The 23140-nt window shown below is 33.1% G+C and carries 15 protein-coding genes and 1 tRNA gene; 10 read left to right on the top strand and 6 right to left on the bottom strand.

Annotated features, from left to right (window positions below):
• Positions 1-21 precede the first annotated feature (21 nt).
• The 3 genes from ftsZ (at position 22) to AC2DZ0_RS08475 (ending at position 2826) form a co-directional block, all read left to right on the top strand.
• Positions 22-2166, top strand: a complete 2145-nt coding sequence (gene ftsZ / locus AC2DZ0_RS08485) for a cell division protein FtsZ (RefSeq protein ID WP_484641252.1) — start codon at positions 22-24, stop codon at positions 2164-2166.
• A gap of 128 nt (positions 2167-2294) precedes the next feature.
• Complete coding sequence (locus AC2DZ0_RS08480; RefSeq protein WP_484489653.1) at positions 2295-2744, top strand: GatB/YqeY domain-containing protein; 450 nt, start codon at positions 2295-2297, stop codon at positions 2742-2744.
• A gap of 8 nt (positions 2745-2752) precedes the next feature.
• A tRNA-Arg gene (locus tag AC2DZ0_RS08475) sits at positions 2753-2826 on the top strand.
• 103 nt (positions 2827-2929) lie between these two features.
• On the opposite strand, the gene AC2DZ0_RS08470 is transcribed toward AC2DZ0_RS08475, so the two are convergent.
• The 4 genes from AC2DZ0_RS08470 to AC2DZ0_RS08455 all read right to left on the bottom strand — a co-directional run bounded on the left by AC2DZ0_RS08470 (position 2930) and on the right by AC2DZ0_RS08455 (position 7984).
• Positions 2930-3841: a diacylglycerol/lipid kinase family protein gene (locus tag AC2DZ0_RS08470; RefSeq protein ID WP_484641251.1), complete on the bottom strand. Its 912-nt coding sequence runs from the start codon at positions 3839-3841 to the stop codon at positions 2930-2932.
• Complete coding sequence (locus tag AC2DZ0_RS08465) at positions 3838-4746, bottom strand: phosphatidate phosphatase App1 family protein (protein WP_484641250.1); 909 nt, start codon at positions 4744-4746, stop codon at positions 3838-3840. The genes AC2DZ0_RS08470 and AC2DZ0_RS08465 overlap by 4 nt, the downstream gene beginning before the upstream one ends.
• 68 nt (positions 4747-4814) lie before the next feature.
• The gene (locus AC2DZ0_RS08460; protein WP_484641248.1) at positions 4815-7151 is read right to left on the bottom strand and encodes a serine/threonine-protein kinase; all 2337 of its coding nucleotides are present in this window, start codon (positions 7149-7151) and stop codon (positions 4815-4817) included.
• A 71-nt stretch (positions 7152-7222) separates the two neighbouring features.
• Positions 7223-7984, bottom strand: coding sequence for a hypothetical protein (locus AC2DZ0_RS08455; RefSeq protein ID WP_484641247.1), 762 nt, complete (start codon positions 7982-7984; stop codon positions 7223-7225).
• Between the two features lie 53 nt (positions 7985-8037).
• Here AC2DZ0_RS08455 and AC2DZ0_RS08450 point away from each other — a divergent pair, with 53 nt between their 5' ends.
• Positions 8038-8595: a sigma-70 family RNA polymerase sigma factor gene (locus tag AC2DZ0_RS08450; RefSeq protein ID WP_484641246.1), complete on the top strand. Its 558-nt coding sequence runs from the start codon at positions 8038-8040 to the stop codon at positions 8593-8595.
• Between the two features lie 64 nt (positions 8596-8659).
• Positions 8660-9385 carry a protein phosphatase 2C domain-containing protein gene (locus tag AC2DZ0_RS08445; protein ID WP_484641245.1) on the top strand — a complete coding sequence of 242 codons (726 nt, stop codon included), beginning with the start codon at positions 8660-8662 and terminating at the stop codon, positions 9383-9385.
• Here the strand turns inward: AC2DZ0_RS08445 and AC2DZ0_RS08440 are convergent.
• Positions 9374-10285 carry a cation efflux transmembrane domain-containing protein gene (locus AC2DZ0_RS08440; protein WP_484641244.1) on the bottom strand — a complete coding sequence of 304 codons (912 nt, stop codon included), beginning with the start codon at positions 10283-10285 and terminating at the stop codon, positions 9374-9376. The genes AC2DZ0_RS08445 and AC2DZ0_RS08440 overlap by 12 nt on opposite strands.
• A gap of 93 nt (positions 10286-10378) precedes the next feature.
• Positions 10379-11137, bottom strand: a complete 759-nt coding sequence (locus AC2DZ0_RS08435) for a hypothetical protein (RefSeq protein WP_484641242.1) — start codon at positions 11135-11137, stop codon at positions 10379-10381.
• Positions 11138-11303: 166 nt separating this feature from the next.
• On the opposite strand from AC2DZ0_RS08435, the gene AC2DZ0_RS08430 reads away from it, so the two are divergent.
• The 5 genes from AC2DZ0_RS08430 (at position 11304) to AC2DZ0_RS08410 (ending at position 23110) form a co-directional block, all read left to right on the top strand.
• Positions 11304-12137, top strand: coding sequence for a hypothetical protein (locus AC2DZ0_RS08430; protein ID WP_484641240.1), 834 nt, complete (start codon positions 11304-11306; stop codon positions 12135-12137).
• A gap of 26 nt (positions 12138-12163) precedes the next feature.
• A complete protein-coding gene (locus AC2DZ0_RS08425; RefSeq protein ID WP_484641239.1) occupies positions 12164-12922 on the top strand; it encodes a phosphatase PAP2 family protein in 759 nt (252 codons plus the stop codon).
• A gap of 418 nt (positions 12923-13340) precedes the next feature.
• A complete protein-coding gene (locus AC2DZ0_RS08420; protein ID WP_484641237.1) occupies positions 13341-17510 on the top strand; it encodes a hybrid sensor histidine kinase/response regulator transcription factor in 4170 nt (1389 codons plus the stop codon).
• Positions 17511-17644: 134 nt separating this feature from the next.
• Complete coding sequence (locus tag AC2DZ0_RS08415; protein ID WP_484641236.1) at positions 17645-19108, top strand: sulfatase family protein; 1464 nt, start codon at positions 17645-17647, stop codon at positions 19106-19108.
• A gap of 135 nt (positions 19109-19243) precedes the next feature.
• The gene (locus AC2DZ0_RS08410) at positions 19244-23110 is read left to right on the top strand and encodes a hybrid sensor histidine kinase/response regulator transcription factor (RefSeq protein ID WP_484641235.1); all 3867 of its coding nucleotides are present in this window, start codon (positions 19244-19246) and stop codon (positions 23108-23110) included.
• Positions 23111-23140: the final 30 nt, after the last annotated feature.

Here is a 23140-nt window from a genome sequence, read left to right as displayed (position 1 = left end):
CGTCAAAAAGAACCCGTTATTATGAGCAGCACAGAATTCGATAACATTTCATTTGATATGCCTAAGTCACAATCTAACACTATAAAAGTTATTGGTGTTGGTGGTGGTGGAAGCAATGCTGTAAACCACATGTTTCAGCAAAACACTAAAGGGGTGGATTTTGTCATTTGTAACACAGATGCACAAGCCTTAGAGAACAGTCCAATTCCTAATAAAATACAGTTAGGAGTTTCATTAACCTCAGGACTTGGTGCAGGTGCCAATCCGGATGTAGGAGAGGAAGCTGCTAAAGAAAGTTTGGAGGAAATTAGAAGTATTCTAACCACACAAACAAAAATGGTTTTTATCACTGCTGGTATGGGTGGTGGTACAGGTACAGGAGCTGCACCTATCATTGCTAAGATAGCGAAGGATATGGATATTCTTACTGTGGGTATTGTTACGATGCCTTTTCAGTTTGAGGGTAGAATGCGAACACAACAAGCTCAAAAAGGGGTGGATGAGTTACGTCAAAATGTAGATTCATTAATTGTAATCAACAATAATAAGCTTAGAGAAGTTTATGGAAATTTAGGGTTCAAAGCAGGGTTCTCAAAAGCTGACGAGGTGCTGTCAACAGCTTCAAGAGGTATTGCGGAAGTGATTACACATCATTACAAACAAAATATTGATTTACATGATGCAAAAACTGTTTTATCTAACAGTGGAACTGCAATTATGGGATCTGCAAAAGAGGCTGGAACCAATAGAGCGAAAAATGCGATTGTAAAGGCTTTAGATTCTCCATTACTGAATGATAACAAGATTACAGGAGCAAAGAATGTACTTTTATTAATTATTTCAGGGAAAGTAGAAGTTACTTTGGATGAGATAGGTGAGATTAATGATTTTATCCAAACAGAAGCTGGGTATGATGCCAATATCATTATGGGTGTTGGTGAAGATGATAATTTAGAGGATGAAATTTCATTAACCGTTGTTGCTACAGGTTTCGCTGCTGACCAGCAGGGAACAATTTCTGATATTGAAGTGAAAAAAGTAATACACACTTTGGAAGATGAACAGAAAGCTATCTATAGTTTTGAAGAAAAAAATTCTTTAAAATCTCAGATTCTGAACAGACAAAAAGAAGTTCCTGTTGAAGATAGTAAAATCGTTTATGAACTTGGAGAGGAAGAGGAAGAAGTACCAAATCAGATTGTAAAAACAACAAATGTAATTCAGAATTTAGATGTGGAGTTTGAAGAGATAACATCTGATAAAATTTTACACGATCTTTCTGATTTTGCTGACGAGGAGTTTGAAATCAAAGAGGTGAATTCTATAAAGGAACCAGAGGAGTCAAAACCTGTTGAAATTGTTGAAGAAAAGCCAGTTCAGATGGATCTTCTGTTTGATATAGACGTTGTTGGGGCAGAAGAAGTAAAGGCAGAAGTTGCAGAAGCGAAATCAACGGAAGAGCCTGTGTATTTTAGTTTAGATGATAGTGTAGAAGACTTTATCAATGGAATTGAAGTAGTAGATCATGAAGAGGTTACTCCTGTAGTAACAGAAACTCCAAAGGTTGAGGAGGTAAAGAGATATACTTTAGAAGATGTTGCTGAAGAAGAAATAAAACCATTGGATATTAATGAAATTGAAGTTCATGGTCATATTGAAGTAAAAGCTGAACCTGAAGAACCGAAAACGATTCGTTATAGTTTAGAGGATTTTGATATTCAACCGACGATCAAAAATGCATCAACAATTGATATCAATAATATCAAAGTAGTTGATCATGAAGAGGTGAAGCCTGCTGCAATAGAGATTCCAGTTGATGAAGAGTTAGAGATTACCTTAAAAAAGCAAGAGGAAGTTGTAGTGGAGGATATGGATGTGATTGGAGCGAAAGAGGTAAGCCCTTTGGATGCTACAATTTCTGAAATTCAACAAACAGCCAATAGCAGAAGAGAAAAAATGAAAAGGTTCAATTATAAGTTTAACAACAATGTTCCTCAAAATATTGATGACATTGAAAAAGTTCCTGCTTATAAGAGAAATGGTGTAGATTTAGATGATGTAAATTCTTTGGATACCACTCAATCTAGAACAACCTTAAGTATTGATGATAATGACGAAATTCAATTGAGGTCAAATAATTCATTTCTACATGATAATGTAGATTAAGAAATGTACCCCTACAGATTAAAATGCCCGCTATATAGCGGGTTTTTTATTTTGTTGGAATTAGGATTTGTTTATATTTACGTCCGAGTTAAGAAACGGTTTGAATAGAATATTTAAAGAGATATAAAATGAGTTTACAAAAAGAATTGATGGTCAAGTTAAAGGAGGCAATGAAATCAAAAGATACGGTTGCTTTAGAGTCATTGAGAGCTGTTAAATCGGCAATTTTATTAGCGCAAACAGAAAGTGGAGCTAAAGAAGAGTTAACTCAGGATCAAGAATTAAAATTAGTTCAGAAGTTAGTGAAGCAACGTAAGGATAGTGCAACTTTGTTTACAGAGCAAGGTAGAGAAGATTTGGCTGCTCCGGAATTAGCTCAAGCAGAGGTTATAGCTCAGTTTTTGCCAGAACAAATGAGTGAAGATGAAATTAAGGAAGCAATCAAAGCAATTATTTCTCAAACAGGTGCTGCTAGCATGAAAGATATGGGGAAAGTGATGGGCTTGGCTTCAAAACAATTGGCAGGGAAAGCAGATGGAAAAACAATATCTGTGGTTGTAAAAGAGTCTTTGTCATAAATAATTAAGGCCGCGTGGCGCAACTGAATAGCGCATCAGATTTCGGCTCTGAGGGTTGTAGGTTTGAATCCTATCGCGGTCACTTAAAAAATCCTTGCAATATTATTTGTGAGGATTTTTTTTTGATATTATTTACGAATGAGAGCAATTTTAAAATTACCATTTATTCTGTTATATATGATGGTCTATAAAGTGTGTTGATTTTGAATATTCCTATTTGCTTTGTTAGTTATAAGTTGAACAGCTCCTTTGATAAGTTCGATGTCAATGGTTTTAAATTTTCCGATCACTTCACCATCTAGCTGTAATAGACGAGGTTCTTTAAAGTTGAGTGTAGCTTTTTCAGTAACCAGCGTTATACTTTGTTGATTTGTATAAAATTTTTCGTTGAAAGCGGATAATCCCGCTTTTATCAATGAAGTCAAATCTAACTGTTCCATCAAAACAATTTCAAATTTACCGTCCATTGGGTTTCCGATTAAATTCAAAGGAACCCCTGTTCCATACTTTCTTGAATTGCAAATAGCAGCCATAAATACAGATGCGTTTATTTTTTCATCGGGAGTTGTTACTTGAATGTCAAAATTTTCAAGTTGTTGCAATTCTTCAAGAAAATATTTTGCATAGGTCATCATTCCTCGGTTTGGGTCCTTTTCGTAGGAGTTTACAATATTGGCATTCAAACCGATATCACCAATATGCATGCTGTAATGGGTATCATTAACCTGTAAAAGGTCTAACCCATGTATCATTTGCGATAATAATAAATCTTTTAAAGCTTGTATTGGATCTAGATTGACATAAAGTTCTGTTGCCATTCCGTTGGCAGATCCGAGAGGAATGATTCCCATGGGAATATTCGTGTTTAAAAGAGCGATGGCAGTAAATAAAGTTGTTCCGTCACCACCTACAGAGGCCACCTTATCAGGTAAGAATTCAGTTAGGATGGTGTTTAAATTCTGTTTGTCTTGTTTTCCCGTAGTTTTAAATATTCGAAAGTCAATTCCGTATAGAGAACAAAGCTCCATGGCTTCGTTTAAAAAGGGTTCTTTGTCGATGTCACCTGAAATTGGATTTACAACGAATAATAGTTTCATAATACGTTTGGGTTAAAGGTTTCGTTTTTCTTAAAATAGTGCACTTTTACACCTGTATTTTGTAAAGATTTCCAGTTTTTTACTTTCGTTGAATTTAGCGATTTTTTAGTTTGACGAATAAAAATATAGGAAATTTGATTTGTGAATTTTTTCGCTATTTCAGTATAAATGCGAACATCGTTTTGGGAATCATCGCCCACTAAAATAAATTCTTTTTTTGGGGATAGTTGTATTATTTTTTCAATAGTATTTTTTTTAAAATCAACTTCCTTTTGATTTGTAATAAGCTTTTTGAAATTTAGGTAAGGAGTAAGAAAAAGGATTCCCTTAGGGAGTTTGTTAGTTGTTAAAAATTCGGTAATTATTTTAAATAGGTTGCTTTCACTTTTAGAAACATAAAAGAATCTCGGTTGAGCATCTTGATACGCTAAAAATAAATCTTTTGTAAAGTCTATAACTCCTCTTTTATGAGGTGGTTTGAACAAGGTGGTGTAAATTCTTTTTGTGGCAGACTTTGTATAGGAGTGTAATATGGTCTCATCAATGTCTGAAATAATGGAAAGTTTACCACTAGTATCATGAAAAATGCTAGGGTATTTTTGATGGTAAGGTATTTCTTTTTTGGAATCACAATTGAGTATTGTGGGGTGAGTTGTCAGTCTTTTTGTGGTGGTAATAGAAAAGTACCCCGATTTATCTGTGGTTGCGATCAGTTCTGTGGCTCCACAAATTATTTGTATTTGTTTTTTTGAAAATGTCTTTTTTCGATAGGTCGCTATAATATATTTTGCATTTTCTATCGCTTTGGATGCATTTCTTTGTTTTTTTTCTGTGTGAAGTATCGTCCCAGAAATAATTGTTTCTTTAGAAAATTCTATAATAGAAAGTTGCCAGATTTTAGGCATAACATTTTTTTCTACAATTTAGTGTTTCTTATTTAATTGCGGTTCATTAGATAGCGGTTAAAATATATCTATGAATATACATCGTATTTTTTCCACCAATCTTTAGCTTGTTTTCTAGACCAAGGGTATTGTTCTTTTAGTTTTTCTAAATTGTCAATTAAAATTTCAGTGGTTTCGGGTCTTTTATCAACAGAAAAAGAAATACACGTTTCCAAAAGGTTTTTTAATTCTTGCGGAACATCTTTTCTCTCGATGAGCTGTTCTCTTAAATTACCTTCTAAGGTAGTTTGACCAGATAACATTTTTTGAGAAATTAATTCAAGTAAAAACTGACCGCTGAGCATGTAAAGTCCAACGGCTCCAATAGCATAAATATCAACTTTATGATTTGCATTGTATGGATCTCTCAATCTTTCTGGTGCCATAAACATTGGAGTTCCACCGATTCTGTTTATTTGAGTTTGTTGTGTTTGAGAAGTGTCTATATTCTTTACCAAGCCAAAATCTAATAATTTGATCGTGTCATAGAGTCCACCTTGATTACAGATCATTATATTCATTGGCTTTACATCTCTATGAACCAATCCTTTTTGATGTGCTTCTGATAATGAATAGCTTATTTGTAATAAAATATGAATGACTCTACCCACTGGCATTTCAGAGGCTTGCTCTACTATTTTATCCAAGGTTACACCGTTCAGGTATTCCATAACATAATAAAACTGCCCTTCTTGCGAAGTTCCATAGTCAAATACACGTACGGTATTTGGGTTTGATAGCGAAGCGGTTACTTTGACCTCTTTTTGGAACCGGTCTAGCATATCGGTACCAATAAATTCTTTTTTTAGGAGTTTTATCGCTACGGGTGTTTTTAAAAAAGTATGCTCAGCTTTGTAAACCTCTCCAAACCCTCCTTCTCCTAATTTTTGTTGCAAGTGGTATTGTCCTAGTTTTTGAAAGTCTTTTATTTTTTTTCCAAATGAAGCCAATCGAACGTTGCTTTTGTATAAAAGAATTGTTAAGCCAAGTAAAAAAGCTAAGAATAAATAAAAGGCACCATCAAAATAACGCAATGCTAAATGAGCTTCGCTTTCATCAATTTCATTGATCAACCCAAAATTATATTCTGGAAACCATAACCATGCTCCTATTACTTTTATTCCTCTGTAATCATTATAAGGTTCAGAAATAGAGCCTGTGAAAACTTCATCTTTTTTATTGATGTGGTATAAAGCTTGAGAAACAATTTTGGTATACGTTTGATCAATCTGTGGAACTTTTTGTTGTTCTAGTTCATAGATATTAGCTTCAGGGTTTAATAAAACGATGTTAAAGCTTGATTCTTTTGTAGCGTCGTTGTCTAACAGAAAAGTCTTCTGAAGATCTTCTTCAAATCTACTCCTAGAGAGCATTCTTCCATCAGTGTTAAATGCGTAAGTTTCCGCTGTTTCATTGTGATGAGAGAGATTTAAAATTGAAGAAAACTCGCCATTTACATTAGAGTCAAAAGCTATTAATCCAATAAAATTACCATCTTTCCATACAGGTTGTACAAAAGTACAGAGAGTAGAAGGTGTTAGTTCTGAAGGCATTCTTTTGAAACGTTCTGTGTCATGCGTTGGTGGAATAAACAAGAAATCTTTTTTTTCTTGAAAACTTGTGAAATAATCGTATCCTTTGTTACCTAGATGTACGTCGGGAGCTACAGCATTGAAATCTTTTAATTTTTCACCAGTGATAGACATGAATCTAGGGTCTCTTTTGTTTAGGATACTCAAAGATTCTAAATTGTATTTTTTTCGAATTTCGTTTACAATTTGGTACGTTTTTTCAGAAGATATAGGATCTTTAATACTTTCGTAAGTCGGGTCTTTTAATACAATTTGATCTAATTTGGAGGTAATTTCAATTAGTTTAGGGTCGGCTGCGATTTCACGAATCAACTCTTCATTGATATCTATCCATTGTTCTAAGGATTTGGCATGGATTTTTAACATAGCCATTTGCTCTTGGCGTTCTATTTCCATAAGGCGCATGCGGTATTGATGTCTTATGGTGAAAGCACCAATAAAAATGATAAGCAGAAATATAATGAGGCTTGCAAAGCGACCAATTTTATTGCCAAAAATTGCATTGCTGAGGTTGTTGATTAGAGTGGTCGTGTTTTTTTGATGCACTCCGATTCTTGATTTTGAAAAACCTCTGTTAGAAACTATTTCTTCCTCCTTTTTTGATGTTTGTTGTTTGTCGTCTTCTAAGATGTTTTCATAGAGTTCAAAGACAACCTTTTTTAAATCGACATTTTCCCCACATGTTTTTTCAATAAAAATTCGAGCTTTGGAAGGCTCAAGTTCTATTGCTTTTCCAATTATTTCAGTTGCTTTTTCGTGTAAATTATCCTGCATTGCGGTGGTTATGGATGTGTAAAACAAACTTAGTGAAAATGAATAGCATTAAAAAAAACAAATGGACCTTGTTATATCATTTTTTGGATCGCTTTTCGTATTTCCTCCCATTCTTCATCCGTTGTATTTTCTTTGGCTATGGTGAAAAAATTCTGAAAAGAGGTATTTACGTCCATGCGAACCTGATTTTTTGCTGCAATTACTTTTTCTAACATTTCTTTTGTAGCATTTTTATCTCTTAAAATTGCGTTGTTCTTGTAGTTGTAATTTTGATTGTGTTCAAAGTGATCTTTTATTTCTTGAATGAACACGTGAAAAGCCTGCTTTATAATTTCTTTTTTTTCGGAAGAAATTATAATTTCATCCACCTTTACTTTTGTTTTTTGCAAAAGTTCTTCAAATGCTACTTTTTCTTTTTGAACCGATTTTTTATTTTTTTTATCCCTTTTTTCAGAAGGGTATATGGCAGGTTTTAATATCTCATCCCATTCATTTTGAAGCAACTCATCTTGTATTTTTAACCTCAAGGAAATTAATTTTGAAAATAATTCGTCAGAAGAATTCAAATCATTTCTAAATATAGTTTTCACCTCTTCTGAAGTTACATCATCATCGCTCAAAGCTTTTTTTAATAATTTTAAATTTTTAGTATGTATTTTTTGATTTGCTTTGATTTCTTTTTTCCCTTCTTTCATCCAAGCAACCACTTTGTCTTTTCGGTCTTTGTCTTCAACATGTTTTTTTATTTGTTCCATTACTTGCGGAGCCATGAAAATTTCATCTGATGAGGCCCCAAATAGATGAATCAATAAAGTGATTAGTAGATAGGTCATTTAAAATTATTTAATAAATTGCATAGAGTTAAATTAATAAGTTGTACTAAAATATGGATAAAAATAATGTAACTAAAATATTAAACGATAGTTCTTTTGAAAATAGAGATGCACGACTGTATCCATTGGTCTATGATAACCTTCATTTGATAGCAGAAAAATTATATGCTCGGGAAAAAAAAGGACATACCCTGCAACCTACTTTATTAGTGAACGAGGCTTATATGAGTTTGGTAGATCAAGACCATATTGATTGGAAAGGGCGTTCTCATTTTTTTGCAGTAGGCGCTCAGGCCATTCGTAGAATTTTAGTGGACCATGCTCGTAAAAAAAATGCCAATAAAAGGGGAGCGGGTGCACAACGAATTGATTTAGAAGAAGGCATTGCCTTTACGCCGGAAAAAGAAGGGAACGTATTGGCAATTGATGAGGCTCTGGAGCATTTAGAAAATGTACACGAAAGACAGGCGAAAGTGGTGGAGTTGAAGTTTTTTGGTGGGATGAAAATGCAAGAAATTGCAGATGAATTGGGAGTGTCTATTAAAACCATTGAAATTGACTGGAAAGTAGCCAAAGCCTGGTTAAAGAAATTTATGCAAAGTGATATTTAACCCCAATTAGGGTTTCTGTAGTTTTTTTACGCTGTATTAATTAGAACCCAATATTAAAAATAGAATGGAGTTATTGTCTCTTTTGAAGCGTGGTATGCATCACGCCAATTTTAATGAAGATTTTTTATTTAGTCATCAGTTAAATGATGATATAATTGTCTGCGCTGTGATGGATGGTTGTTCTAGTGCCAAAGAGAGTCACTTTACTTCAAATTTGTTTGCAAAGTCTTTGTTTAAAACATGTAGGGTATTGCCTCAGATGAAAGAGATTCTTGAAGAATTTGATCTTGAAAATATGGTAGCCAATGAAATAGGAGAATATATTTTAAGTCAGTTGTTTGAAGATGTGAAAAAAGCTAAAAAAATATTTTTTTTACAGATGGAAGAACTTTTGTCTACCCTGGTTTTGTTAATCTATAATAAAAAGACAAAACAAGCTTCTATTCATGTGAGTGGTGATGGGATTTTTTCTGTAAACGGAAAAATTACCGAAATAGACCAAAATAACATACCCAATTTTTTAGGCTATCATTTGACAGAGCAATTTGAAGAAGTTTATAAAAATGATATTGAATCTACGTTGTTTACAGAGGTAACTGATGTCGCGATTGCTACAGATGGTTTGGGGAAATTAATACATGCAAAACAAAAGTTGGACGTGGCCGATTTGTTTTTAAAAGAAAAGCCAGGAAAAGAGATAAAAGACTATTTTGAAAATCAGTTTACAAAACTCACTGAAAAAGGTTTTATTGCTTTTGATGATATTGCAATTATTCGATTAATACTCTAGTTTAAGACCAATTTCTAATTTAACAGCTTTAAAGGTTGAGATTAGTTGCTCGAGTATGATTTTGTGCATTCTTTCAATTTCCTCAACGTTTATATTTTTGGATTTTGACTTTAGGTAAATTACTACTAAGTAGCCTGAACCTACTTTTGAAATAAAGGTTTCGTAGTCAATTTTTTCAGGCATATTGTTTTTTATACATGTCTCAATTTCGTTTTTTTCTTCCTTGTTTTGAATGGTACCACCACTAAGCTCAATAAATGAATTTTTAATAATTCCAATTGGGCTGCTAATCATGAATAGACACATTGTAAGTACGATCAATGAGTCCCCAATATATATTAGAAAATTGATAGAAGACTCCTTGGGAATAAAGGAGATTAAGAAAAAAATAAAACCAGTTACAATCGTCAAAAGACCATCAATTCTCGCACTTTCGGCTTCTACCAATAACAAACTACTTCTGTTGTTGATTTTTTTGTTCTGTGTTTTGAAATAGTAGAGCAACGAAAAAGTGGTGATTAGAATAAAAATCACATAATAGTAGATAGGAATCATCACAATAGGGCTTGCTCTATGTCCTTGAAAGTAATTGATTACTTTCATTAGGTTTTGAGAAAAAGCCATTACAATAATTCCTAAGATCAATAAACCTTTAGATAATACAAAAGCTGCTTCGTACACATATTGACCAAATGGAAAAGTTGCCGTTTTTTTATGTTTGTTTTTAGAAATAAAAATTGCAATTAAAGTAGCAAAACCCAACGCGAAAGAAAAGTTACCATCTAGTAACATCGCTTGTGAACCTGTATACTTATAGGTTATCCATCCTGCTAAAGCAAAAATTAAATTGGCTACAAGGGTAACCCATAATGTTTTATTTTCTGTTTTCTGAATATCCATTTGTGTAATTCTTAAGATGTAAAAATACTTGTTTTAAATAAGAATAACTCATTTGAATTTACAAATGAGTTATTCTGTTTTTTTGAATATGTTTTACAGGAACATCGTCAATCCAACACTTACTGTATGTGTTTTGTCTTGAAATTTTCCGTTATAGTATCCTGTTAACTGTAGTTTTGGTGTAAGTGAATAGGAAGCAAATACTTCTTGTTCAAATCGATCTTTTCTTTCGTTGTTCAAATCATTCATTTTATAAATGGGTGTAATTTGCGTAAAGAATTTTTTAGAAAATACAATAGGAGTAATTACTTGAAAAGACATCCCATGTAAAGCAATATCAGCCTCTGGTAAAGGGTTGTTATAGGTTGGCTTGCTAGAATACTGATAAGAAAGAATAGGAAAGAATTGAATGGTTTCTGAAGCCATGAGTCCTACCGTAAGTCCCGGAGATACTATAAGCCTACCAGAGCCAATACCATCTTCAAAACTTCCTGTTGGAGCGAATACATCTACAGAAGGTCCGAAGGCACCTACAAATTTGTCGTAGTTTTTATAAGGTAAATAAAAATAACGTGCCCTTAGATCTCCAAAACCGGCTTTGTTTGTTCTATCATTAAACAGAATCGGTACTTCAGCGAGTACTAAATGTGCTTCAGATGGAGCAAACATAAATTTTCCTCGGTAACCCATTACATTTTGGTTTTCTGAAGCGGTAACCTCAAAAGTGTTGTCTAATAGGGTGTAGAAATTTGTTGGTTTAGAGGCGTCTATTTTTTCTTCCGGGGTTTCATTGGTTTGAGCAAAAGAGATACTAGCGATTAACATAATTGTTAGGTAAATAATTTTTTTCATGATTGTCATATTTTATGGTTTAATGTGGCTTATAAAATGCCTTCATACATAGAAGCGCACAAATTGATTAAAAACCCTAATATTTTATTTTTTTTAAATAATAATAGGGTTTTTAATACTAAGTATCGCTGTTGTTAATAGAAGTCACTAATTAAAATTTTATAATATGAAAACAGGATTCACAATAATATTGGCACTTTTAATAGGTTTATCATTAAAAGCTCAAGATGTACAAATCACAAAAAATGATAGTACAAAAATTGGAGTAACGTACAACTATGGAACATTTGGTTCTAGAGATGTCCGATTGGATACTGGAGAAAAAATAGTATACACGGCAATAGTTGAAGTTGCTACTGCAAATTTTGAAGCGTATGAACGGGCGATTAAAAAAATCAGTAAAGAAAAATACAAACATGTGAATGTTAAATTTACTGGAGATGAAAATCTCTATGCTTTAAAGTTAGAGCAACTCCGGTCTAAGCGGTTAGGCATTGAGACTACTCGAGCAGCAGGTGGATTATTAACGTTGATAGGCGTCATATCAGGTGATAGACAGTTGACTTCGGCGGGATTGTTAACATCTTATATTGGAGATACCAACAGCATGGAGAATAATCAGAAATCTATAGAGGTGCAAACCGAAATGTTGAAAGATTTAGATCAAAGAACGCAAGTTAAAAAACAAGAAAAAACTGACAGGGAAATATTTGAAGAAACTTACGGTAAGGAGAATGTTGCGGCAATTGAAGCCTTATTAAATAAAAATTTTAGAAAAGCGGAGGCTTTGGCAACAGTGGGTGAGTTGAGCGAAAATAATGATTATAGATTATCTGCAGTCTGGGTAAAAGCCTTGATAGCAACTGAAGAAGGAGATTTAGATAAAATTTCTGAGGAATACAAAAGACTGCTGGTGTTGGATTCTAGTTTACGTTCAGAAAAAGAATTAGAAAAAGAAATTGAAGCGTTATTAAAAGAAATAAATTCACTACGCACATAGAAAATTTTAGTTATTTTGGTAACGCTATGAAGAAAAATATAAGAATTAAATATAGTTTTTTACTCTGTGTCTTGATGGTCACAGGAGTGTGTGCCCAAAAAAAGGATTCAATAGCTTCAAATTCAATTGATAAAAAAATAAAATCCAAAAAGGCTTTGCTAAAAAGTTCTATAATTCCTGTAAGTTTGATGGGGTTTGGTTTGTTGTTAAATAACAGTGAAGTAGAAAAAAAATGGCAAGAAAATATTAGAAATACAGTTGGTAATGATTATTACAATAGTATTGATGATTTTCTTCCTTACATACCAGTACTACAGATGTACGCAGCAGATGTATTAGGAGTAGAGGCAAAAAATCATTGGTTTGATCAATCAAAAAATTTATTCATTGCCAATGGGGTAACTTCTGTAATAACTCATGTCTTAAAAAGGACAACTTCTAAAACTAGGCCAGAAGGTTCTGAACATTCATTTCCATCGGGACATACTAGTTTTGCATTTACCAATGCTGCTGTACTGAGCAAGGAATTTCAACATACGGCGCCTATATTCGCATATAGCGGATATGCTTTTGCGGCTACCACCGGAGCTTTTAGAGTTGTGAACAACAAACATTGGGTTTCTGATGTTTTGTTTGGAGCTGGTTTAGGTATTTTTGTGACAGAATTGGTGTATTACTTTGAACCTTTTAAAACATTCAATCCTTTTTTAAAAACAGAGGGAGTTACTTTGGTTCCACAATTTAACGCTGATTCTTATGGTGTTTATTTTAGTTATGCCTTTTAAAGTATCATTTTTAGGTTTTAATTTCTTGTGAAGTAATGTTATTCCTTTGATAGTTGAGAAATTATACGATCCTCAAAATTGTAGGTTTTTGATGGGATTAGAAATAAAAAAATAGGTCAGAAACATTATCATAGCATTTATTTGAATAGAAACACAACTGATTTATGGTTTTCTAATTTGTAATCTTCTTAAAACTCTGGTTTTATTCAAAATATAAGATAATATTGACCTATAGTAAATTACAAATTTGGTTTGGTTTTTGTTTCTAAGCTATGAGCTTAAAAATAAAATTAATAAATTATGTCGATTTTGATATCTAGAAATGGGTACGACAAATCAATTACCATATAGAATCGTTTTTTATTTTTAATATTGTAGCTTATAGCATTTAACTTACTTAACCAAGACGCAAGTTTTTATGAAATCAAATTCCATCGTTTTTAAAGGTGTTCTTCCAATAATACTTTTGTTCATTGTTTTCATTGGGTATTCCCAAAAATCTACGCTTGAATATTCTCAGAATTTAACCATTTCTGACGGGTTAGCGCATAATGGTGTTACTTCTATTTTAGAAGATTCTAAAGGTTATATGTGGTTTGGTACTTATGATGGTGTGAATCGCTATAACGGATATGAATTTGAAATATATAAAAACACCTTAGAGAAAGATTATTTAGTAAGTAACCGTGTTCGTTGTGTTAGTGAAGATTTCAACGGGAATATATGGATTGGAACAGATCAGGGAATTAGTCTGTTTGATTATGCAACAGAAAAATTTAGAGTCATTTATGCGAATAAATTTGAGAAGAATGGTGTAAATGGACCGATTGTACGAAAGATATTTTTTAGCAAAGATCAAAATTTTATTATTTGTGCTACAGAGGGAAATGGTGTTTTAGTGTTTAATAAAGATTACAGCCTATATAATAGATATGTTCCTCTAAGAGAGTTTTCTAGTCGGCATATTGAGTTTTACGGAGGTAGCGAGTTTGATAAAGCCAATTATTTGTTTTCTTCAAATATCGGCTTGGTATTGTTGAATATAGAAACAGGGGCCTTTAAGAAAGTTGAGCCAAAGGAAATAAAAAATAGTTTGGTACACAATGTGGTTAATGATAGTATTATTGTTGCTGCAAATGGAGATGGTTTGCGGGTAATGAGTTATAAAGTTATCAACGGTACAGTTTCTTTCAAAATAAAAAAACGCTTGCTAAAAGAAAAAGATATTGTTACCATCTCTGTGGATAAACTACAAAATCTTTGGGTTGGTACAACCAGTGATGGTGTTATCCATGTAGATAACGTAAATACACTTATTAACGGTGGCAAAGTAAAAATCACAAAATTTAGTACTAAAAATGGATTGATCCGTGTCAGTGACACCTACGCCTCAGAGAATTTTGGATGCTGGGTGGCAACTTTTAATAAAGGAGTGTATCGATTTGATTTAAAAGAAAATTCTTTTAAAAAGTTCAATGCAGAGATGAACTATAAGCATGGGTTGTTTACCACGGAAGTATTGCATATGTCAGCATTTGATTCTATTCGTTTCTATGCAAGCGCAAATAAAGGAGGCGTTGGTTTGTTTAATACAGATACGCATACATTTGAACCGTTGACCTTTGATTATAAAGATAAGTCTAAGTTACGAGTGGGAAATATTTTTGTGGATTCAAGAAAAAATTTGTGGATTAAATTCACGGGTGGACTCGGGTTTATGTTCGTGAAATACGGAACTCACAAACTTCAAAAAATTAGTGTTCCCGGGTATGAATTTACTAGATCATTTAAGCCAGTATACATAACTGAAGACAAGGAGAAAAATATTTGGGCAGGATGTGCAAATAATGTTTACAAATTTAATTTATCGGAAAGTGGTGAAGTTGAATCTGTTGAAGAAATTAATAAAAACCCATTTTTTATAGATAACAATATCACCTTGGTGAGAAAAATTTATCAAGATCCAAAATATGATTTCATTTGGGTGGGTTCTGATTCAGGTGGTTTGTATCGTTTAGAGATGTCAGGCGGTAAGTCTTTAGAAAATGCGATCGTTACACAATACAACGTTGATAAATCAAAAGCACATTCGATTTCTAGCAATTTTGTAACCTCAATTATAAGGTTGCCGAATGATGAAATGTGGATTGGTACTGAAGGAGGAGGAATATGTAAAGTGATTCATAGTGATAGGAATCCAGAATTTTTGCCGTTTACGGAAAAAGATGGTCTTACAAATAATGTTGTGAAGAGCATCATTTATGATGAGGAGTATAATTTATGGATTTCTACTAATATTGGGCTAAACAAATTCAATACTAAGGACAATAGGTTTACAAATTACAGAAAAGAAAATGGTTTGCCATTTGAAGATTTTACCTACTCTGCAGTTCGCCTACAAAAAGATAGATTTGTCTTTTCAGGTTTGAGTGGAATCTGTTATTTCAATCCTTCAGAGTTGCCAAGAAACGAACAGTTGCCAAAATTAGAATTTGGGAAGTTTAAATTATTCAATAAAGTGATAGCACCCGGTGATTCTATTGGTAATAGAGTGCTGTTAGAGAAAAGTTTGGATAAAGTAAAACAAGTGAATTTGAATTTCGATGAAAATGTATTTTCTGTTGAGCTAAATTCATTACATTATTCAATACCAAACAATTATCAGTTGAAGTATAAGCTCTCCCCAATAAATGAAGAGTGGATTGTAGTACCTTCTGATCAAAGAATTGTGCAGTACAGCGGTGTGCAACCGGGGGAATATAAGCTTTCAGTAATGGCTTCAAACTCCATGGGAACTTGGTCTAAACCAAAAGAGTTGGAAATAGTTATCTCTCCTCCTTATTGGAAAACTCCCATAGCTTTTGTGGTTTATTTCCTGTTATTATCCCTGGCCGTGTTTGCGATCGTAAAGATTGTATTAAAAATCCAATCGCTGAATCATAAAGTAGAGATAGAACAATTAGAAGTGGATGCAGTGAAAGAGGTAAATGCTGCAAAACTTAGATTTTTTTCGAATATTTCTCATGAAATTAAAACTCCTTTGACTCTAATTTCTGGACCTGTAGATTTGCTTTTAAGTCAGTTTAAAAATAATGTTGACATTAAAGAAAAATTAGGCATTATTGAAAGACAGTCTAAAAAAATGTTGCAATTGGTAGATCAGGTTCACGACTTCCAGAGAGCTGATGCCAATCAATTAAAAATGAACTATACCCATTTTTCTTTCAATACATTTATTGAAGAATTGATTAGTGATTTTGCGTTTAAAGCCAAAATAGAAAAGAAAAATTTAGTATCCGAAAATGAAGGTAAGCATATTTACGTTTCTGCAGATCGCAATAAATTGGAGAAAGTTTTTAATAATTTATTAAATAATGCTTTTAAATATACCAAAGCAGAGGATACAATTTCAGTTGTTTATAAGGTAGAAGATAAAGACCTAATAATTTCCGTTGTTGATACCGGAAAGGGAATTGATGAAGAAGATTTAGGGCATATTTTTGAACGTTTCTATCAATCTCAGAAAAAGCATAGTTTTTATACGGGAGGTTCTGGTATTGGATTGGCATTTTCTAAGCGTTTAGTTGAAATGCATTATGGTTATATTGGAGCGGAGAGTGTTTTTGGAGAAGGAACCACTATTAATGTTCAATTACCAATAGTAAAAGCATTACCATCGGAAGATGAGGTAAAAAGAGAAGAAGTAATACTAACGGCAGAAAAAGAACATGAGTCTAGTGTACAGTTGATCAACAATGAAAATATTTCTAATATAAAATTAGATAGAGAATTTTCAGAGGCTGTGATTTTTTATGCTGAGGATAATCTGGAAATGAGAATGTTCGTTTCAGAGAATTTATCCAAGTTTTTTAAAGTTAAAATATTCAGTAACGGTCAAGAGTTATTCGATGCCTTGGATACGGAGTGGCCGGATATCATTATTACGGATCTCTTAATGCCAGAAATGAATGGTTTGGATTTGTGTAAAAATGTGAAATCTGATGTTAAAACAAGTCATATTCCATTAATATTATTGACAGCTTGTACAACAGGTGATGATCGTATTCAGGGGATTAGAGATGGCGCAGATGCCTATATTAAAAAACCTTTTAATATGGAGCATTTGCTTACAAGAACCGAAAGCTTGTTACAAAATCGCAAAAGTCTAAGAGAGCGTTTTGAGATAGGAATTCCTTTGACGAAGGAAAATAATAGTAATAACCGAAATGATAACGCTTTTTTAGAAAAGTTATATAATTTGATGGCTGAAAATCTCGACAATCAAGAGTTAGATTTGAATTTGTTTGCTAAAGAGTTGTACTTGAATAGAACACACTTTTATCAAAAAGTAAAAGCTTTGACAAATCAAACACCTTTTGAGTTATTAAAAGAGTATCGACTAAAGAAGGCAGGTGAGTTTTTGATTCAGAAAAAATTATCAGTCAATGAAGTGTATGTAATGACAGGTTTTAAAAGTAGAACTCATTTTGCGAAACTTTTTAAAGAAAAATTTGAAATTACTCCTGGTAAGTATGCAGCAGAAATGAAGAAGAAGTTTGAAGAAGAAGGAAAAAATAATGACGCATAGATTTGTTTGAATGGACGGAAACAGACATTTTATAAATTTATGAAAACAAGAATTTTTCTAAAAAGCGTTTGTTTTGCTGAGTGTACCGGTTTGAGGTACTCCAAATCAAACTAATAAAAATGATAATGAAAAAAATGAGAAATCTTCTTTTGCTAAGTTGTGCCACCGTATTGATGTTTGGACTGCATAGTTGTAATGAAAAAAAAGAACCTGTAAACACTTCAAAAAAAGGGCAACCAAATATTATTCTATTTGTAGCTGATGATCATGGAACAGATGCTTTGGGTTGTTATGGAAATCCTGTAATAAAAACTCCAAACTTAGATAAATTGGCAAGCGAAGGGGTTCGTTTTAATAATGCTTATTGTACCAGTGCAAGTTGCGCAGCGAGTAGGTCAGTAATCCTAACGGGGCAATTCGGACATGCAACAGGGTCTTATGGACATGTACATGACTATCATCATTTTAGTACGTACGATCATGTAAAATCATTACCTGTTTTATTAGCTGAAGATGGGTATGAAACTGCAAGAATAGGTAAATATCATGTGGCTCCAGAAAAAGTATATCATTTTAATACGGTATTAAATGCAGATCCAAGAAATACGGTAGAAATGGCAGAGCAATGTGGAGGAGTGTTGAATTCGGAAAAACCATTTTTCTTATATTTCTGTACCGATGATCCTCATAGAGGGGCACCTTTTCAGCCTAAAGTATGGAGTGATCCAAATACTTTTGGAAATAAAACCGAAGGGTATAAGGGGGTAGAAACAGTTGTGTATAATCCAAAAGATGTACTTGTTCCAAGCTTCTTACCAGATACCCAGCAAAGTAGGGAAGAAATAGCACAGTATTATCAGAGTGTATCAAGAATCGATCAAGGATTTGGTAAGTTGATGAAGATGTTAAAAGAATCTGGAAAAGCAGATAATACGATCGTTTTTTATATTTCAGATAATGGAATGGCTTTTCCTGGAGCTAAAACTACTGTATATGAACCTGGCATCAAATTACCGTGTATCGTAAAAGATCCTACAAGTTCAAAAAAGGGAATTACCAATGATGCTATGATTTCTTGGGCAGATTTAACCCCTACTATTTTAGAAATGGCGAACGTAGATGCGGGTAAAAATAAATTTCATGGACGTTCTTTTAATAAAGTACTAGAGAATGAAAAACCGAAAGGTTGGAATGAGGTTTATGCCTCGCATAATTTTCATGAAATTACCATGTATTACCCAATGAGAGTAGTCAGAGATAATAATTATAAACTTATTTGGAATATAGCATGGCGTTTAGATTATCCATTTGCCTCAGATTTATGGGCGGCTTCTACTTGGCAAGGAATTTATCGCGAGCATGGAGAAATGTTTGGAGAGAAAAAAGTGAAAGACTATTTGTTTAGACCTGAATTTGAATTGTTTGATTTAGAGGCGGATCCTAATGAATTAAGAAACTTGGCTTCTGATAAAAAACACAAAGCAACCTTAGAAAGATTACAAGAAAAATTAAGAGCTTTTCAGTTAGAAACTAAAGATCCTTGGTTGATTATGTGGGGACATGATGATTCTTTGCAAGGAACAGGAGTAGATTTGTAGTATCAATCGAAACATATCTGTTACTTTATGATGTGAATAATATCATTAATAATACTTAAATTTCAAACCTGAATCAATATTGTTACATTATTGATTCAGGTTTTTTTATTAGATCATTTAAAACGAAATCTGTTTATGAAATTAGGGAAAAGAATTATGAAAAGCTGGCTACTTATGGTAGTGTTGTTTTTTGTGGATGTTTCTTTCGCCCAAATTCAGGTGAATTCTCTTTATAACTCCACGGAGTTACCTACCACAGAAATTACAAGAATTAAACAAGACAAAAAAGGATTTATCTGGATTGCCTCAAATGAGGGATTGTATAGGTTTGATGGCTACGTGTATGAACAGCATGCCTTTTTAGATGAAAAAAACACCTTGCCATTACGTAGGTTAAAAAAGCTAGAAATAGATGCTTATGGTCGCATATGGTTGATGACGCATGATAATAATTTGTATTACTATGATCTGAAGTCTAAAAAAGTTACAAGTGTACGATTCCATGATGGAATTTATGCAAATAGTATGACCCTTAATGGACGCTATTTGTTTGTGGGTCGTGGCCGAACGGTGGAGTATGTTATAATTGATGAGCCTTTTGGGGAGGTTTTAAAATCATATCCGATAAATTCAGGTTCTAAATCAGGAACGCGTTTAGGACACAGTCGTGGAAGTAAAGTATGGTTTGATAGTAGTAGATCAGTTATAGTTGTTGAGACCAAAAATGGTGTGGAATTGCAAGAAACCATTACAACTCCGATTGCAGCAACGAGTATCTGTGTAGATGCAAATGAAAATATTTGGATTAGTAGTGGTGAAGGATTGTTTAAATATGATGTAGACGAGAAAAAATGGATTGCAATTGAGCAATTTCAAAGGGCAATTCGTTGGATTACTTTTGATGCACATCGAAATGGTATATGGCTATTAACACCAAGTAGAATGTATTTTATCAATACGCAGGATAAAGAACATCGGGCCGAATTGTTATCGGTAGATTTACATGAATTTTCAGATTCCAATGAAGAAATTTTTATAGATAATAATGGTGATATTTGGTTAGATACTTATAATGATTTGCTAAAATTAGATTTTGCGAAAAATAATTTTAAAAACTCTTATCAGAGCAAATGGGTATCTAAAAGAACCGTGAGCGCGCTTTATGAAGATGATAATAAAAATTTATGGGTTGGTACCTTGCATGCAGGTTTGTTTGTGTTTTCTCAAGAGAATCAAAAAGTTCAACGTTTTTTAGAAGAATTAAAAATCACCTCAATTCATACATTATCCCATAAAAGTACTTCAGTTTCGACCGCCCGACTTTTGAATATGTTTGATTCAAAAGTAAATGGTAGTGGGGTGGTTTTAGATAAATCAATTGAAGAACGTTTTTTACGTCCCATAGTTTATGCGGTAAATTCTTCTGAAAATATTTTTTGGACTTCAAATAATAGAGGAATGCATAGAGTTGATATTTCCGGTGAACTTCCTTTATATGAAACAGTCATACCTTGGAATGATATCAACTGTATCTATTATAATAAAGAAACCCATAGTTTGTTAGTGGGAGGGTTTAATAAAGGAATTCTCCATGTCAGACTGAATGAGCAGCATGAAATCACAACTATAAAACCAGTTAATGATTCTAAAAATGTATCAATAAAATCATTACAGATGATCATCAATGAAGGCGGAGTTACTTGGGCGGCTACGTCAGAAGGAATTTCTAAATTGACGTATGATACGGATGCTAAAGAGTTTTTTATCGAGAAAAATTATACTGAAGAACATGGTCTCTCCGATAACTTTACCACTAGTTTAGTCGCTCAAAATGATAGTATTATTTGGGTAGGTACTAGGTACGGATTGAATAAATTTGACGTTAAAAAGGAATCATTTACCAATTATTATAAGGAGCAGGGATTTCATTCTAATAAATTTATTGAACGTGCGGCAGTAAAAACTTCGGATGGAAAATTACATTTTGGGGTACAAAACGGAATGATTTCTTTTAATCCGAGTGACTTGTTTTCTAGTAAAAATAAATATCAAATTCATACAGAATCTATTGCCGTAAACGGAAAAGATGGGTATTCACTAATGGATTTGAAAAATTTGGGATACACCAAAAATAATATTGAAATTTCTATCAGAATTCCGAATTACGTAGCACCTAGAGCCATAAAATATAGGTATAAGCTAAGTGGTTCAAAGGAAGGGTGGACCTTAGAATTTGCTTCCAATAATACCATTACTCTCAATGACTTGTCCTATGGAAGTCAAGAGTTAGTGATGCAATGTGCTAATGAAGATGGTAAATGGTCAGAAGAAAAAGTGATCATTCCAATTCATATCTATCCTCCATTTTGGATGACATGGTGGTTTGTTGCTTTGTGTGCCTTTTTATTTGTGACTGCTGTATATAGCTATATTCGTTTTTCTGTTAGACAAATTACAGGAAAAAAAGAATTTCTATTGCAGCTGGAATTAGAAAAAAAAATTAGGGAAACTGATAAAGAGAAAATTAGGTTTTTTACAAATGTTTCTCACGATTTAAAAACCCCGTTAACAATGGTAAGTGAGCCACTACAGAAATTGTTGAAAAGTGATTTGCCTGAAGACGAACGTACGTTTTTATTAGAAACAGCCTCTAGAAATACCAATAGGTTGGTGAAATTGATGAATCAAGTGTTGAGTTTTAGTACCATTCAAAGTGGCCAGATGGTATTGAATATTCAAAAAATAAAAATGGTAGAATTTTTAAATGATATTTTAACTACTTACCAATATCAAGCAAAGAAAAAAAATATTCAATTGACCATTGAAAGTGATGTTAATGAAATTGAACTTTTTATCGATAAAGAAAAAGTTGAGAGAGTTGTATTTAATTTATTATCTAATTCCTTCAAAAACACCTCGGACGGAGGACGTGTTGTATTGAGAGTATTGGCTAGGAAAGACGATTTTTCTGCTTTTTTAGAGATTGAGGATACGGGTAAAGGGATCAAAAAGGAAAAACTAGGTGATATTTTTTCTAGATTTTTTCAGTCAGATGCTAGAGCTAGTGGTCAAGGAATAGGTTTGTCTATTGTGAAGGAATATATTGAAGCCCATGGAGGTAGGGTTACCATAGAGAGCGAGCCTAATATTGGAACCAAGGTGATCTTAGAATTACCCAAAGAAGAGGTTGTAGCGAAAAGTCCATTTCAAGAAGTTGCAAGTGCTGTTGGCAATGAAGAATTCTCTCAGTCGGTATTATTAGTAGAGGACGATAGTGAACTCAGAAACTATATAACATATGAGCTTTCTAAATTTTATAAAATTTATACGGCAACAAATGGTAAACGAGCTTTTGAGATTTGTTTGAATAAAATGCCTGATGTGATTATTACGGATCTATCTATGCCTGAAATGACCGGTTTGGAGTTGACAGAAAAAGTGAAATCTGATATTAGAGTTTCTCACATTCCAATTATTATGATAACGGCTGCAGGGGATAGTGAGGTGGATGTTTTGGAAAAAGGTGTAAACGATTATCTAAAGAAGCCTTTGCAGGTGGAGACGCTTCTGTTAAAAACAAGAAATCAAATAGCTACGATAGAAAAAACAAAAGATTGGTTTGAAAGAAGTAATCATTTGACACCTCAGTTAGAGGAGGTAGCATCTCCAAATATGTTATTTGTCCAAAAACTGATGCATGTCATAGAGGAAAATTTCATTGATAAGAAATTAGATATAGAATTATTAACCTCCGAAATGGGGATGTCAAAGAGTGCGCTCTATAAAAAAACAAGTCAGTTGACAGGGCAGTCAGTAAACGATTTGATTACTACAGTAAAACTAAAAATTGCTGTAGATTGGGTAGTAAATACCTCCTATGCACTGAGCGAAATAACCTATAAATTGGGGTATAATGATGTGAAATATTTTAGAGAACTTTTTAAGAAAAAATACGGAACCACCCCAAGTGCTTATCGTAAAGCGCACAAAAACAAGGCTTAAAAAACGATACTCCCTCTTGTTAGGGAAGAT

It is taken from the genome of Flavicella sp. IMCC45668, assembly GCF_057219105.1.
The sequence above is the reverse complement of the archived record's forward strand: the minus strand, read 5'-3'. Positions and strand labels throughout refer to the sequence as shown.

Bases quoted from the DNA above. Each gene is read 5' to 3' on its own strand.
- ftsZ (WP_484641252.1), top strand. From the start codon at position 22: ATGAGCAGCACAGAATTCGATAACATTTCATTTGATATGCCTAAGTCA.
- AC2DZ0_RS08480 (WP_484489653.1), top strand. From the start codon at position 2,295: ATGAGTTTACAAAAAGAATTGATGGTCAAGTTAAAGGAGGCAATGAAA.
- AC2DZ0_RS08470 (WP_484641251.1), bottom strand. From the start codon at position 3,841: ATGAAACTATTATTCGTTGTAAATCCAATTTCAGGTGACATCGACAAA.
- AC2DZ0_RS08465 (WP_484641250.1), bottom strand. From the start codon at position 4,746: ATGCCTAAAATCTGGCAACTTTCTATTATAGAATTTTCTAAAGAAACA.
- AC2DZ0_RS08460 (WP_484641248.1), bottom strand. From the start codon at position 7,151: ATGCAGGATAATTTACACGAAAAAGCAACTGAAATAATTGGAAAAGCA.
- AC2DZ0_RS08455 (WP_484641247.1), bottom strand. From the start codon at position 7,984: ATGACCTATCTACTAATCACTTTATTGATTCATCTATTTGGGGCCTCA.
- AC2DZ0_RS08450 (WP_484641246.1), top strand. From the start codon at position 8,038: ATGGATAAAAATAATGTAACTAAAATATTAAACGATAGTTCTTTTGAA.
- AC2DZ0_RS08445 (WP_484641245.1), top strand. From the start codon at position 8,660: ATGGAGTTATTGTCTCTTTTGAAGCGTGGTATGCATCACGCCAATTTT.
- AC2DZ0_RS08440 (WP_484641244.1), bottom strand. From the start codon at position 10,285: ATGGATATTCAGAAAACAGAAAATAAAACATTATGGGTTACCCTTGTA.
- AC2DZ0_RS08435 (WP_484641242.1), bottom strand. From the start codon at position 11,137: ATGAAAAAAATTATTTACCTAACAATTATGTTAATCGCTAGTATCTCT.
- AC2DZ0_RS08430 (WP_484641240.1), top strand. From the start codon at position 11,304: ATGAAAACAGGATTCACAATAATATTGGCACTTTTAATAGGTTTATCA.
- AC2DZ0_RS08425 (WP_484641239.1), top strand. From the start codon at position 12,164: ATGAAGAAAAATATAAGAATTAAATATAGTTTTTTACTCTGTGTCTTG.
- AC2DZ0_RS08420 (WP_484641237.1), top strand. From the start codon at position 13,341: ATGAAATCAAATTCCATCGTTTTTAAAGGTGTTCTTCCAATAATACTT.
- AC2DZ0_RS08415 (WP_484641236.1), top strand. From the start codon at position 17,645: ATGAGAAATCTTCTTTTGCTAAGTTGTGCCACCGTATTGATGTTTGGA.
- AC2DZ0_RS08410 (WP_484641235.1), top strand. From the start codon at position 19,244: ATGAAATTAGGGAAAAGAATTATGAAAAGCTGGCTACTTATGGTAGTG.